Raw genomic sequence first — 14716 nt, forward strand, 5'->3', positions numbered from 1 at the left:
AATGCGAATTTTAGTAATAGAAGATGATTTACATTTGGCAGACAACCTGCGCAATGCATTAGAAAAAGAGCGTTACAGTGTTGATTTATGTCACGACGGTGAAGCGGGCCTTTTTCACATCACTGAATACCCTTTAGATATGGCTGTAGTTGATTTAGGCCTACCTAAAATAGACGGTATTGAGCTAATAAATAAAGCACGCGCCCAAGGGGTGACTATTCCTATCTTGATTTTAACCGCGCGCGATCGCTGGCAAGACAAAGTAGAAGGCCTAGATGCCGGTGCTGACGACTACCTAACTAAGCCATTTCATGTGGAAGAACTGATTGCTCGCTGTAATGCGCTTATTCGTCGCAGTGCTGGTAAAGCAAACCCAGAAATGACAGCAGGCCCTATTAAAATTCATACACGTTCACAACAAGTATGGGTAAACGATAAAGAGCTGAGCTTAACTGCGTATGAGTACAAAGTACTCGAATACTTAATGGTTAACCCACAAAAAGTAATTTCAAAGTCTGAGCTTACAGAGCATATTTACGACCAAGACTTTGACCTTGATTCGAACGTAATTGAAGTGTTTGTACTACGTTTGCGTAAAAAACTCGACCCAGATGGCGTGCTTAACCCAGTGGAAACACTGCGTGGGCGTGGCTACAGGCTTAAAAGCCAGTGGTAACACCGCAAATTTCGTTAAAAATAAGGCAAGGATTTATCCTTGTCTTTGTTTTGTTAGTCGCTCTACCTATTTTGTTTTACTCCATAGGTAAGGCGTATTATGCGTCACTTGTTGATGCCACCGAAAAAAATCTCGAAGCACACCTGTATTCACTTATTTCCGAAGTTGATTTTACCGAGCGTGGCATTATTATGCCCAGCTCTATTTTAACCCCCGAACTCAACAACCTAAACTCAGACACCTACGCCATGATTTACCGTGACGACATGCCTATTTGGCATTCTGAGTCGGCGGTTAACGTTAACTTTGTTCCCCAATATATAGAACCCAAAGCAGGCGCTGCCGATTTCAGACGTGTGGTGTATAACAACACCACCTACTGGCAATTAAGTTTAACGGTAATACTTAATAATATTGACCAATCAGAGCAAGCACGCTTTATTTTATTAAAACGTAACGATGCCCTACTGCGTTTAATGGATGGCTTTAAGCAAACCTTAGTCGATTGGATGTTTATTATGGGGATTGCCATTGCAGGGTTAATGGCCATTGGTTTTATTTGGAGTGCACGACCTCTGCAACGTCTAGATAAAGAAATAAAAGCCATTGAATCAGGCGATATTCAAGAAATTAAAGGCTTATACCCCGTTGAACTGCAAACCATTAAAGCCGACCTAAATTTACTATTAGAGTCGCAGCAACGCCAAAAAGAGCGATACCGCGCCTCTCTTAGCGATTTAGCCCATGCACTTAAAACGCCGTTAGCTGTTTTAAAATCAAGCCCATTAGCTAACGATGCTGATGCACAAGAACAACTAGACAGAATTAATGTGATGATCGAGCACCAATTAAAACGTGCAGCCACAGGTGCTTCCGATACATGGAAAAAGCAAACCCCTATCAAGCCGGTTATCGATTCTATCTTAAGTGCAATGAGTAAAGTATACCGAGATAAAGACATTATATTTAATTGCCAAGTGAGCGATAAAGATTATTTTTTAGGTGATAAAACCGATTTAATGGAGTTATTAGGCAACTTAATAGATAATGCCTGCAAAGCCTGCCGCTCCCAAGTCAGTATTAATGTTTCACAAGATAGAACGCTCAGTATAAGCATTTGTGATGACGGCCCAGGCATTAAGCCAGATAAACGTGAATCATTGTTACAACGCGGTACGCGCCTTGATACCTACGAAAGCGGACACGGTGTTGGAATGGCTATTGTATCTGACTTAGTTAAGTCGTATCACGGGCTGTTAACTATATCTCAGTCGCAACGTTTAGGCGGTGCAGAATTTATTCTCGAGTTTAATTATCATGAAAAAAAATAACTACATCCTTTGTTTTAGCTTAAGCCTTTTATTGTTTTGGACACAGCAAAGTATGGCTGCTGAGCAACAATGTACATTGCAAAGCAACGCCCTGCCAGAGCAAATTAAAGATTACACACAATGTTTAGATGCCAAATTAAATAAAGTGCAACAGCAACAAGACAGTTGGATCCAAAAGCGCACTTTTGAACTGGCCGAATTAGAAAGTGAAACTGGTAATACCATCATTTTATCACTGTTTAAACAAAGTATTAACGCCAAAGATAAGTACATACAAAAAAGCTGCCAGTGGCGTTATATGTTAAAACAACCTAATTCACTGGAAGCTGTAGTAACTTATAAAGAGTGTGAAATAGCAATGATAGAGCAATTCATTCAGCAGCTTAAAATGGGGCTTTAACCAACTCTTAATTAAACATTATTTGTTGTTTCTTGTTAATTTCGTGGTTAGTATTTTGGGAAGTGCAGCCTTAAAGGCTGCATTTTTGTAGTTATATACTTTGTAATGTGATTACTCTGACCACACCGCAAATTCATTTCCATTTGAGTCGCTAAAGTGAAATCGTCTACCACCTGGAAATGAAAATGTAGGCTTAATTATTTTGCCTCCAGCTTCCTCAATTTTATTTTGAGTCGCTTCAAGGGCATTACTATATAACACAATTAACGGGCTTCCGTTTTTAGTAGCAACAACCAAGTCAGATTTAAAGAAACCACCATCAACACCTTGCCCTGTAAAACTACAATATTCTGAGCCATAATCCTCAAATGACCAGCCAAACACGTCACTAAAAAAGGCCTTAGTAGCTTCAATATTTTGTGCAGGAATCTCAATATAGTTAATTTTATTATTTTGAGTCATTTTAGTTTTTACCCTTATTCTTGTTTATATTATTTGCGACTTGGACTAGTAATATACAAAGGTAGAAGCAATGCTCGATAATCATAAGCAAACTTCAGGTATTTGAATTGCACTACTCAACCTGTGCTTTTTCCCACCATGGTTTGGAAAAATCAACTTTATCCTCTGGAATAACCATTGGGTGTTTTCTCAAATAATACGCCCAGAAAGCTTTTTCATATTTTGGGTTATAAATTTTAAAATTCCCTTGGGCTTTATACTCTTCTAGAAGTTTACGATAGGCACCTACAGGTTCATGAGGGTTTCCTTGTTGGAAAATAACTGTGCCTCCATACGTTTCATAAAGATACTTACTAATTTTGTAAGTTTTAACGACGTCTCTATTTGCTCTAAATGAAGCTTCTTTCATTTCAGAAGTTAATATATCTGCCGATAAATCAGGATAAGAGCGCTTATATCTTTTAAAAAAGCACAATAACCATAAACTTATTTTTCATAATCTACTTCCATGCTTGGTAATACATGCTTAAGATAAAAAAGTGCTTTTCATTTTTATCTGCTTAAAGCTTTTGTTAGCCATCAACTGAAAAGTACTAATGTTAATAGGGAGATAATCGAATACGCCTCATTTAAGTTAATATCTCGAAATTTAAATAAATCGGTAAATAATCGATTCCATATATTTCGAAAAATTTCTGCAAAAACTAGCATCATTGTTATAAGCATTACAAATAACAACAGTGATTTAAACAACGAAGATTCAAAGAACAAATCAATGAAAATAGTGTTCGATTCGGAGTATGGCTCATAATAGATTAACTCGTGCACAGTTATCACTAGCAGTGCCACAAATGTTGCTACTGCGTTAAATGTTGTTGTGATTTCCTTCTTCATAAACCTTCCTTTGTTTAGTATGACTGACAATTTGATAGTCCGTAACTCGCGTATATTTATGCCAGCGCAGCTTTAGCTAATTTATTGTATAGTTTTAACAAATTAGCTAACATATTACTATCATTAAGTTTTTATTATTTTAAAGCATAATTAATTAGCACTCTGTTTCCGCTTGGCTCATTTTCCTGAATATGAGTGAACATTAAAGCTTACTCACTTAGCCCATAAAACGTTTTGACAAATTTGCATAAAAACCACAAACTACCTACCAGTAGATTGACTTAGCTAAAGTGATTTTAAAATGCGTAAACCTGTGGTTATTATTGGTGGTGGCTTAGCGGGCTTATATGCTGCTTACAACCTTAAAAAACGTGATATTCCGTTTTTATTATTAGAGGCCAAAGCCAGTTTAGGTGGCAGAATTGCGTCTCATTATTTACCGACTAGTAACACCATTAGCCACGATTTAGGCCCTACCTGGATATTTCCGCAACAGCCTAATATTCAACAATTAGTTGCTGCTTTAAACATCCCCGTGTTTGAACAATACACCCAAGGCGATGTGTTGTATCAAGCATCGCATACTGCCCCTGCACAGCAAATTGCAGGGGCTGGCGAAATGCAGTTATTTAGAATACAAAACGGTATGAGCAAGCTTATCAATTTGCTTTATCAGCAGCTTGAGCCAAACACCGTTAAATTAGAGCACGCTGTTAGCGAAGTAAAAACGCTCTCCGATGGCTGGTATATAAGCGCTAATTACCAAGGGAGTACGCAACACTATACTTGCGATCAGTTACTATTGGCGTTACCGCCTAGAATGATCAGCCAACATTTAACCCCGCATTTATGGGCTGATAATGGTTTAGCACAGCGTTTAGCGTCGGTGCCTACGTGGATGGCAGGCCAAGCAAAGTTTATTGCCACTTTTGAGCACGCTTTTTGGCGAGATAGAAATTTATCGGGACAATGTTTTAGCCGTGTAGGCCCATTGGTAGAAGTTCATGATGCGTCAGCCAGTGAGCATTCTTACCCTGCTCTGTTTGGCTTTATTGGCGTGCCTTACTTGCAGCGCAGTAAAGTGACCAGAGAACAATTAACCCAAGCTTGCCTTGATCAGCTCAGCTATTTTTACGGTGAGCAAGCCTATACAGCGAAAAAGCTGCATTATAAAGGATTGGGCTGAGGATGAATTTGTTGCCAACAGAGATGACCAAATAGGTGTATCGCAGCATCCTGAATTCAATTTTTCAGGGCTTAGCGAGCAGCTTAAACAGTTAAAAGTGCATTTTGTGGGGAGTGAATTTGCACAGCATGAGGCAGGCTATTTAGAGGGGGCTATAAACGCTGTAGATAGCGCCTTAGCTAATTTAATGAATCCTTAGCTTTTTAAAAGGCGTGCAATGTAGGCACGCCTTTATAAGGTATCAGTCTTCTGATTTGATAACGGTTTCTTCACCTGTGCCAAGCATAGTAGCTAACCAACGCCCTTCATCACTGGCTTCAAGTGCTATTTTTACAATCATGGTTAACGGCACTGATAGCAGCATACCCACAGAGCCTAATAACCAGCCCCAAAATATTAATGATAAGAACACCACCAAGGTAGAAAGCCCGAGGCCTTTACCCATGTATTTTGGCTCTACAATATTCCCCATAACGGTATTAATAGTTAAATAACCCGCGCCGACGAGCCCTGCCACTAATGGACCTTGCGTAATAAGCGCCAGTAACAGTGCTGGCACAGCCGCAATGATTGAACCAATGTTAGGAATGTAATTAAGCATAAATGCCAATACGCCCCATAGTACAAAATAATCAACATCGAGTATCCACAGGTAAAAACCAGCAATTACACCGGTAGCTAAACTCACTAAGGTTTTAATGGCTAAATAAGAGTTAATAGAGTCTAAAAAACGGTCAATTTGCTTAATTTTGCTGTCGGGATCGTCCAGTGCTAAATGAATTTTTTTGCCAAGTATCGGCCCTTCAAACAGCATAAAAACAACTGTTAAAATAATTAAAAACATATTGGCCATTACGCTACCTAAACCCGTTAGCATATTGGTGGCAACATCAACCATTTTGCCAGGATCAAACATAGACAAAATTTGTTCTTTATTAATTAAAATATTGTATTGTGAGGCTACATCAACCAACCATACAAATTCTTCTTTTAATTGTGCTTTATATTCAGGTAATTGTTTTGAAAAATCGTTAACCGACTGCCCTACTAAACCGCCTAAGCTAACCCCTAAGCCCATAATAATAAGCACCACAAGCACTACCGCTATGCCTTTTGGAATACGGTAACGAGCAAAAAAATTAATGAGTGGGCTACAAATTATGGCTATAAATGCTGCCAAAATAAACGGAATAACAATAGCGCTTGCGGCTTTAATACCCGCCAGCACAATGACCAAAGCGGCAAAAATTATTAAGCTTTTATTTACCCCAGTTAAACTTGCCAATACTATTATCCTATTACTGTTATTTGGCTTTAGTGTAAGGCAAAAGCTAATAGAATGAAATGTTTAAGGGTCTGTTGGACTTTCAAGATTAGATTTGCAGCCGTCTTTTTGGTATTAAGGCAAGACAGAGCCTATGTGGTGTGGTTGTTCCCCATAAATAGGCGATAACGTAGCATTAATGCCAAACAGGCGCTGCCCAAAGGGTTCTGCCTAGGGGCAATTAACTCTTTGTTGCTCGGTTTTGACTTAGCCCACTAGGTTACAAACCTCCCGCCGCGATTAAATTGCCCCTAGTTTGAACAAATATTAATCCGCAAAGACCAACAGACCCTAGGTGATCATAAAAATTATTGGTACGTATAAGTTTGCAAATCGTTGAGCTGGAGAGTATAAATTTTAAACATCCTGCTTTTTTTATAATTTCGGAGTTGCAATGCATATATTTTTTACTGGCGCCACAGGCTTAATTGGTAGGCACCTTTGCCCTTTCTTGTTGCACCACCACGATGTTACTGTACTGAGCAGAAACCCAACCAAAGCAAAAGTATTGTTAGGGCACCAGGTTAACGCTATTGATAGCCTTGAAGATGTTGATTTTAATACCGTTGACGTGGTTATTAACTTAGCCGGTGAACCTATTGTAAATAAACGTTGGAGTAATAAACAAAAAGCAGTCATTCGCGATAGCCGAATCATTGTTACGCAAGCGATTAGTGATGCTATTAAGCAGTGCCATACCCCGCCACATACTTTTATATCTGGCAGTGCAATTGGTTATTATGGTCGACAAGGCGACACTCTGGTTGATGAAAACAATACAGAGCCTCATGATGAATTTAGCCACCAACTGTGCAAAGATTGGGAGCAAGCAGCTTTAAAGGCTGAGTCTGACGAAACTCGAGTGTGCTTATTACGTACCGGTATTGTATTGGCTAAAAAAGGCGGCGCGCTTGGTAAAATGTTACCAGCATTTAAGCTTTGCGTAGGTGGTCCAATTGGCAATGGTGAGCAAGGTATGTCGTGGATCCATATAGATGATATGGTTCAGCTCATTTTATTTTTAATTCGCAATAAACAAATATCTGGTGCTATCAACGCTACAGCCCCTGAGCCGGTAAGTAACAAGCAGTTTAGTAAATCATTAGGAAAAGCATTATCTCGCCCTGCGTTTATGCCTATGCCTGCTGGGGTGCTTAATATATTAATGGGTGAAATGGCCGACTTACTTACTACCGGCCAGTATGTGGTACCTAAAAAAGCATTAGACCATAACTATCGTTTTCACTTTACTAAAATTGACGCTGCATTAGAAAGTTTAGTCTAGCTACTGGCCTTAACGGGTTAAGTTTGTAGTAGGGGGTAAAGTTAATACTTTTTACCCTCTTGCTATTTTTGTGTTACTACCTAATACTTATAGCTGTATAAACGCCTTCAATTAGCTAAAAGAGCCCCTTAAACATGCTTCATTTACCTACATTAATTAGCCTCTGTTTTATTCTTAACTTGTTTATTGCTGTGTTCTTTTTTTCTGTTTATAGATACAAAAAACAACCTTGCTATTTATTTTTTGCGACCGCCTGTTGCTCGTTTATTACCGCAATTGCACTAATTGGTTTAAGAGATTTTATTGAGTTTCCATTATTAACCCATTTTTTTGCTTACGTTTTTATTATTTTAAGCCCATTACTCATTATTTTAGGGTTAATACCACAAAGCCAAGCGCCCGCGATAAAATTAACGCCTTTATACTATGCAAGCGCCATGTGCTGCACGCTTTTACTTGCAGTGTACCTTATTGATGCAGGGCAAATTATTACCAGTATTATTGCTTCTGTATTATTTAGCTACGCTGCGTATTTAATGATTAAAACTCCAAGTGTTGCTGTAGTCCAACAACGCTTACTCGTTGCCTGTTTTGCAATACACAGTGTGGTGATGCTGTTGCAAGTTGTACTCCTTGTTTTGCTCTATTCAAGCCAAATAAGTCAAGCCAGCTTAGCTTTTGGATTACAGTTGTTATTGGTAACGCATTTATTTTTAACTACCGCTACTGCGCTAATTTTACCGTTTATTAAGTTTGCTAATGCTGAGTCTAAACTAATAAATTTAGCGAATCACGATCCTTTAACACAGCTTTTAAACAGGCGTGGATTTTTCCGTTTATGTAAAAAAATAACTAAAACCGCGCCTCTTAACAGCAGAGTATCGTTGATCATGCTCGATATTGACCTGTTTAAACAAGTGAACGACCAATACGGCCATGAAACTGGCGATGAAGCGATAAAGTGGATTGCACAACATATTAACGAATTGTTTTTTGAGCTTGGAGTTACTGCTCGGATTGGCGGAGAAGAGTTTGCTATTTTTCTTAATCAACAGAACTTAGCGCAAGCTAGGCTGTTAGCTCAAAAGCTTTGTAGTAGCATTAATGAATACCCGTTTTATTTTAATGGTAATAGCATTGCACTGTCTGTAAGTGCTGGGGTAAGTAGCATGTTAGTGCGCGAACTAAATATGCAAGAACTGTTGTTGCAAGCCGATAAACGGCTTTATCTTGCTAAAGAAACAGGCCGAAATAGAGTGGTCACCCACGATGAAAAAAGCTTGTTAGCAAAAGCCCCCTCTGCCATCATTTAATTTAGTCATAAAAAAACGACATCATAGTTGATGCCGCTTTTATACGTTTACCATTTTTATGGTTACTTACTGATCCAAGGCGTTACTTTAACAACCTCGTTAATATCAGCTAATATGGTTGTGTTATCTTCCCAGCTATCGGTTACTTCAAAATAACACACTGACTTTTCGCATGTTATAAGCTCATCATCAAATTGCTTTGGAGTTTTAAAGGTAACAACCACGCCTTTTTGTTCAGGCAATAAAAACCACATTAGTTTGCTAACAAAAAAGCCAGATAGGTCTGTTAATAGCTCTTCAAGCTCATTATTAATAACTAATAACGATTGCTTTGATAACGCCAGTCCATCTAGTTCATTAGCTTCTATTTGTAACTTTAACTGACAGTCGTGAACCGGATTTTTTGGCTGAACTACAATCACCGCTTTATCGGTATCTAGCTGTTTATCGAACGGTAATAGCAATTGCGCTTTGTCGGTATAATTAAGCGGGTACTCATTTTTTTCAGTTAAAATAGTACCACTCTTAATACTACATACTTCGTTAGTACCAATATCGCTAATATAAAAGTTTACGCGGGCGTACTGAAAGTCCCCTTTGTTTACCACTTTTAAACGGTCGTAAAAACCGTCGTACGACATTACAAACTCTTTAGCAACCGCACTACTAGCGGCTATTGCAAAAAAGCTGGCTGTAACTAATTTTAATACCATTTTATTCATTAAAGTACGCTCGGTTTTGATTTATCATTGTATTTAATTCTTCAATGTACGCTTCACCACGTTCAGAGTAAGACATTAAACCATACGTTAATTTAGTCGCTAAAATAGGTTTTTGTTGTGCGCGTAAGTCTTCGCGTATAGTACGTAACTCTTTGTAAGCATTGTGGGTATTAATATTTTTAAAATAAGAGCTTACTGCTGCACGTACCGATTTAAATGCAGCCACTTCATGCTCGGCTTCACTATTACGTCTTCTTGGCACCATGCCACAGCCTTTTTTGTAGCACCATTGGCCAAAAAAGTTTAAGCCAATTCGTGCAAAACGCGAAGTACCCCATGCAGACTCATTGGCTGCCTGCATTAAGGCCATTTCTTTAGGAATGATGTCTACGCGGCGCAGTGCTTGGCTTAAAGTAATGGTATCTAAGGTTTCAGATAATCCGTACGACTTAAGTATTTTTTTAATATCACCCGTTTGTTTTTTACTGAGCGGTTCACTGTGCTCTATCATCATGCGTGCAATTTCAAGGTTTGCACGTTGTTGTAAAATCTTTTTGTTTTCGGCTTCTACATGAGGCTTAATAAAGTTAAAAAACGCATGTTTTTTCTCTTTCACATCAGTGAATTCTGAGAACTTTGGCAACTTAACGTTGTGCAATGGTTTTTCTTTCTTCTTCTGTTTTTTAATATCGTTAGTGCTGGTTTGCTCGTCTGATACTAGTTCATCAGCATCAATAAACGGAAGGGTCAACGCCCAAATAACAACGGCGGCTAACAACAACTGAAAAATAGTTTTTAACATGTATTATCTCAATTTAACTCTAAGTTATGTATGGTGTAGTCACATACATACGAAACATCATTATACCTAAGCCACTTTATAAACGCGAATACTGAACAACCGAATAAAATTCATACACCTATTGCTTACAATTTATAATATACTAAGTGCTAAAGCCGAAGACGAATTGATAGGTTGAGACATGGATAAACAGTGGCAAAATAGAATAATTGAACAATATAAGCACCGCCCTAACGATAACCGCTCTCCTTGGCAAATAGACCGCTCACGAATCATTCATGCTGCTGCATTTAGGCGTCTTCAAGCTAAAACCCAAATAATGGGTATTGGCTTAAACGACTTTTACCGTACACGCCTTACCCATTCATTAGAAGTCTCGCAAATAGGCACCGGCATATTACGCCATTTAAAGGCCCAACATCCAAGCTTTGAACATTTTCCATCTACTGGATTGCTCGAAACCCTATGTTTAGCGCACGATATAGGTCATCCACCGTTTGGGCATGGTGGCGAAATTGCACTTAACTATATGATGCGTGATCATGGTGGTTTTGAGGGTAACGCACAAACACTGCGCATTGTGGCAAAGCTAGAGCCCTATAGTAACGGCTACGGCATGAACTTAACTAGACGCACCTTGTTAGGATTTATTAAGTACCCAGCTTTTATTGATAACCTTTGGCATAACATCCCACAAGAAACTAAACAGCGTGCGTTTATAAAAGCCGATGACTGGCGACCAGCCAAAGGTATTTACAATGACGATGCCGCGATATTTAATTGGATTATTGAGCCTCTTAGCGCAAGTGATAAAGCGTTATTATCTAGCCAAGAACACGCAGATGCTTACCGCGCTAAAACCCGTTATAAATCACTCGACAGTGCCATTATGGAACTGGCTGATGACATTGCTTATGCCGTTCACGATCTTGAGGATGCAATAGCTACCGATGTTCTTAGTTTAGACGATTGGCTAACCCATGCATTGCCGCATTTACAAGCACTTGACTATGACTGGTTAAACACTTTGCTGGAGTCACTCTCCAAGCGGTTATTTTCAAAGTATGAACATGAGCGAAAAGACGCCATAGGCGAACTGGTGAATACCTTTATTATTCATATTCATTTAGATACCCAAAACGATGAATTTGAGTGCCCTATTTTAAAGCACACCGCAAAATTAGATCAGCAATACGAAAATGTGCTACAGATCCTCAAACACTTTGTATTTCAGCGTTTAATACGCGACCCGCAAATGCAGCAAATAGAATTTAAAGGGCAAAATCTACTCATAGAATTATTTACTGCGTTTGCCAGTGATCCGCTGCGCTTATTACCCGAAACCACGCAAGCACTGTACCTTGAAGCTGAGAAACATAATCAAGGCATGCGTATTATTTGTGACTATTTAAGCGGTATGAGCGACGAATACGCTTATAAAACCTATCAACGGTTGTTCTCTCCTATACAATAAGTTAGCTAATCTGAACTCAGGTTAGTCAACATAAAAAGCCGAGTCACACACGTAACTCGGCTTTTCGTTAGTTTATAAAATCACACTACAGTGATTTAATACCCATGTTGTAAAGCGTAAAACCGTACATGTCGGCATAAAGGTCAATAATTTTACTGGTTGGTGTACCTGCACCATGGCCTGCATTGGTTTCAATACGGATAAGCGTTGGGTTAGTACCTGCTTGATTCGCTTGAAGTTCAGCTGCAAATTTGAATGAATGCGACGGTACAACGCGGTCATCATGATCGCCTGTAGTGATCATAGTCGCCGGATATTCAACCCCTGCTTTTACGTTATGAATTGGCGAGTAACCTTTTAAGTAATCAAACATTTCTTTACTTTGGTCGCTAGTACCGTAATCGTATGCCCAACCAGCGCCAGCTGTAAATGTATGATAACGAAGCATATCCAATACGCCTACCGCAGGTAACGCAACTTGAAACAAGTCAGGTCGCTGAGTCATTACAGCACCCACTAATAACCCACCGTTTGAACCACCACGCAGTGCTAAGCGTTTTTTAGAGGTGTATTTTTTATCTTGTAAGTATTCAGCTGCAGCAATAAAGTCGTCAAATACGTTTTGCTTTTGCAATTGTGTACCTGCTTTATGCCACTCTTTACCGTATTCACCACCACCACGAATATTAGCAACTGCGTATACGCCGCCTTGCTCAAGCCAAGCCGCTGTTGTAGGGCTAAAGCGAGGTGTTAAGCTTATATTAAAGCCACCATAGCCATATAAAATAGTTGGGTTGCTGCCATCTAATTTAATATCACTTTTATAAGTGATAATCATCGGTACTTTAGTGCCATCTTTAGAGGTATAAAATACTTGCTCAGAGGTATAGTTATCGCTATTAAAATCTATCCCTGACTTACGGTATACTTTTGACTCACCGCTTTGCGCGTCAAAGCTGTAAGTCGTGCCTGGCGTTTTGTAGTTAGTAAACGAGTAATAGAGCGTAGTTTGCTCTTTTTTACCGCCAAAACCACTCGCTGTACCAACACCTGGTAAGCTAATTTCGCGGATCAATTCGCCTTTATTGTTGTACTGCTTCACTTTTGAAATAGCATCAACCATGTAGTTGGCAAAAAACGTATTTCCGCCAAGCGTTACATTAAGTACATTTTCAGTCTCTGGGATAAAATCTTGCCAATTTTCAGGCTCTGGATTGCTTGCATCAACCGTCACTACTTTTTTATTTGGTGCATTTAAGTTAGTAACCAAAAATAGCTTGCTGCCTTCGTTATCAATTACGCTGGTATCAGAGTCGGTATTACCCACTACGGTCACAAATTCGCTATCTGGCTTGGTTAAATCTTTAATAAATAACTTATTACCAGAGGTCGATACGCTGGCACTAATAAACAAGTAACGACCATCTTTGGTTGCTTTAGCGCCCACATAGCGGTGTTTTTGTTCTGCTGTATCGCCAAATACTAAAGTATCTTCGCCTTGATCTTGGCCTAACTTATGGTAATACACTTTATGTTGATCAGTTTTTGCAGAAAGCTCACTGCCCTCTGGCTTATCGTAGCTTGAATAGTAAAAACCGTCATTTGCTAGCCAGCTAACGCCACTAAATTTAACATCAACTAGTGCTTGTTCTACCTGCTCTTTGGTTTCAGTGTCTATAACAATGATTTTACGCCAATCACTACCACCTTCTGAAATTTGGTACGCTAACAATGAACCATCTTCTGAAAATGATAAACCCGACATTGAAGTGGTGCCATCTTCACTAAAAGTATTAGGATCTAAGAACACTTCAGCTTCACCGCCGTCTTTGCTGCGGTATAAAACGTACTGGTTTTGCAGGCCATCATTTTTATAAAAATAAGTATAATCACCTTCAGTAAACGGGGCGCTGATTTTTTCGTAGTTCATGAGTTTTTCAAGGCGCTGTTTGAGTGTGTCTCTGTAAGGCACTTGCTCTAAATACGAAAAGGTAAGCTTGTTTTGAGTTTTAACCCATTGAGCCGTTTCATCACTCATATCATCTTCTAACCAGCGATACGGATCAGCCACGGTTTCACCAAAGTAAGTGTCAACCACAGTGCCTTTTTTAGTTTCAGGGTAATCTAGTGAGTTAACTGCTTTCATAGCTGTTTTTACTTCATTTTGAGTGGTGTTTTCTGCAGGTTGTGAACAACCCGCAAGTGCGATTACAACCGCACAGGTCAGTGTTTTTTTAAGCATTGCTTTATCATTATTTTATCTATAGTGAACCTAACCTATTAACTTTTACTGCTTTTGTCTATTGAGATGCGGTAAACGTCATTTATCGCTGTTAACCTACGCTAAATTGCGCTTAAATAAACGAACGACTTTTAAGCACTCGCAGGTTGAGTAATGACAGAAACTAAATCCTTTTCTAGCTTTAAACGCTTTTACCCTTTCTATTTAAAAGAGCATCGGAATAAAACCTGTCGCAGACTGCATTTTATTGGCAGTAGTTTAGTGTTGTTACTAGTCGGCTATGCGCTTATTAGCTCGCAATTCGTATTGTTATGGTTATTACCGGTGATTGGTTATGGCTTTGCATGGGTTGGGCATTTCTTTTTTGAAAAAAACCGCCCCGCCACATTTAAGCACCCGTTTTACAGTTTATTGGGTGATTGGGTCATGTTTAAAGATATGTTGATTGGCAGAATTAAATGGTAAATGGCTACTTACGCCTCGGTATTATAAACACCTCACCTTACTTGCTGTAAATAAATTGTAGATTGAATGTAATTCAATTGACCTCGATTATAAAAATAGTCTAATTTGGCAACAGTAATTTCAATTAGTTCATTATTCTA

At 39.0% G+C, this 14716-nt stretch carries 13 protein-coding genes and 1 pseudogene; 8 read left to right on the plus strand and 6 right to left on the minus strand.

The features are described from left to right. The first annotated feature begins 1 nt into the window (after position 1). The 3 genes from FHG08_RS12415 to FHG08_RS12425 are packed head-to-tail and all read left to right on the plus strand — an operon-like array spanning position 2 to position 2407. Complete coding sequence (locus tag FHG08_RS12415) at positions 2-676, plus strand: response regulator transcription factor (protein ID WP_010390247.1); 675 nt, start codon at positions 2-4, stop codon at positions 674-676. Then, the gene (locus tag FHG08_RS12420) at positions 670-2007 is read left to right on the plus strand and encodes an ATP-binding protein (RefSeq protein ID WP_178956171.1); all 1338 of its coding nucleotides are present in this window, start codon (positions 670-672) and stop codon (positions 2005-2007) included. The genes FHG08_RS12415 and FHG08_RS12420 overlap by 7 nt, the downstream gene beginning before the upstream one ends. After that, positions 1994-2407: a hypothetical protein gene (locus FHG08_RS12425; protein ID WP_178956172.1), complete on the plus strand. Its 414-nt coding sequence runs from the start codon at positions 1994-1996 to the stop codon at positions 2405-2407. Before FHG08_RS12420 ends, FHG08_RS12425 begins: the two co-directional genes overlap by 14 nt. 111 nt (positions 2408-2518) lie before the next feature. Here the strand turns inward: FHG08_RS12425 and FHG08_RS12430 are convergent, their stop codons facing one another. Then, complete coding sequence (locus FHG08_RS12430; RefSeq protein WP_178956173.1) at positions 2519-2869, minus strand: VOC family protein; 351 nt, start codon at positions 2867-2869, stop codon at positions 2519-2521. Positions 2870-2981: 112 nt separating this feature from the next. Next, the gene (locus FHG08_RS12435; RefSeq protein ID WP_178956174.1) at positions 2982-3278 is read right to left on the minus strand and encodes a hypothetical protein; all 297 of its coding nucleotides are present in this window, start codon (positions 3276-3278) and stop codon (positions 2982-2984) included. Positions 3279-4064: 786 nt separating this feature from the next. Between FHG08_RS12435 and FHG08_RS12440 the strand changes: the two are divergent. Next, a pseudogene (locus tag FHG08_RS12440) lies at positions 4065-5148 on the plus strand (flavin monoamine oxidase family protein). A 42-nt stretch (positions 5149-5190) separates the two neighbouring features. Here FHG08_RS12440 and FHG08_RS12445 read toward each other — a convergent pair. Beyond that, on the minus strand, positions 5191-6234 hold the full coding sequence (locus FHG08_RS12445) for an AI-2E family transporter (RefSeq protein ID WP_010390257.1): 1044 nt from the start codon (positions 6232-6234) through the stop codon (positions 5191-5193). A 433-nt stretch (positions 6235-6667) separates the two neighbouring features. On the opposite strand from FHG08_RS12445, the gene FHG08_RS12450 reads away from it, so the two are divergent. Together FHG08_RS12450 and FHG08_RS12455 are read left to right on the plus strand one after the other, a co-directional pair. Beyond that, positions 6668-7558 carry a TIGR01777 family oxidoreductase gene (locus tag FHG08_RS12450; RefSeq protein WP_178956175.1) on the plus strand — a complete coding sequence of 297 codons (891 nt, stop codon included), beginning with the start codon at positions 6668-6670 and terminating at the stop codon, positions 7556-7558. Positions 7559-7692: 134 nt separating this feature from the next. After that, positions 7693-8871: a GGDEF domain-containing protein gene (locus tag FHG08_RS12455; RefSeq protein WP_178956176.1), complete on the plus strand. Its 1179-nt coding sequence runs from the start codon at positions 7693-7695 to the stop codon at positions 8869-8871. A 62-nt stretch (positions 8872-8933) separates the two neighbouring features. Here the strand turns inward: FHG08_RS12455 and FHG08_RS12460 are convergent, their stop codons facing one another. Both FHG08_RS12460 and FHG08_RS12465 read right to left on the minus strand, forming a co-directional pair. Further along, positions 8934-9593 carry a DUF2987 domain-containing protein gene (locus FHG08_RS12460; RefSeq protein WP_256729707.1) on the minus strand — a complete coding sequence of 220 codons (660 nt, stop codon included), beginning with the start codon at positions 9591-9593 and terminating at the stop codon, positions 8934-8936. Further along, complete coding sequence (locus tag FHG08_RS12465; protein ID WP_138609487.1) at positions 9586-10395, minus strand: glucosaminidase domain-containing protein; 810 nt, start codon at positions 10393-10395, stop codon at positions 9586-9588. The genes FHG08_RS12460 and FHG08_RS12465 overlap by 8 nt, the downstream gene beginning before the upstream one ends. Positions 10396-10576: 181 nt before the next feature. Between FHG08_RS12465 and FHG08_RS12470 the strand changes: the two genes are divergently transcribed. Beyond that, positions 10577-11869, plus strand: coding sequence for an anti-phage deoxyguanosine triphosphatase (locus FHG08_RS12470; protein WP_178956177.1), 1293 nt, complete (start codon positions 10577-10579; stop codon positions 11867-11869). Between the two features lie 85 nt (positions 11870-11954). Here FHG08_RS12470 and FHG08_RS12475 read toward each other — a convergent pair whose 3' ends face one another. Continuing rightward, on the minus strand, positions 11955-14111 hold the full coding sequence (locus FHG08_RS12475) for a prolyl oligopeptidase family protein (protein WP_178956178.1): 2157 nt from the start codon (positions 14109-14111) through the stop codon (positions 11955-11957). Between the two features lie 153 nt (positions 14112-14264). Here FHG08_RS12475 and FHG08_RS12480 point away from each other — a divergent pair, with 153 nt between their 5' ends. Next, a complete protein-coding gene (locus tag FHG08_RS12480; protein ID WP_178956179.1) occupies positions 14265-14576 on the plus strand; it encodes a DUF962 domain-containing protein in 312 nt (103 codons plus the stop codon). Positions 14577-14716: the final 140 nt, after the last annotated feature.

The organism is Pseudoalteromonas sp. Scap03, from assembly GCF_013393115.1.
Classification (GTDB): domain Bacteria; phylum Pseudomonadota; class Gammaproteobacteria; order Enterobacterales; family Alteromonadaceae; genus Pseudoalteromonas.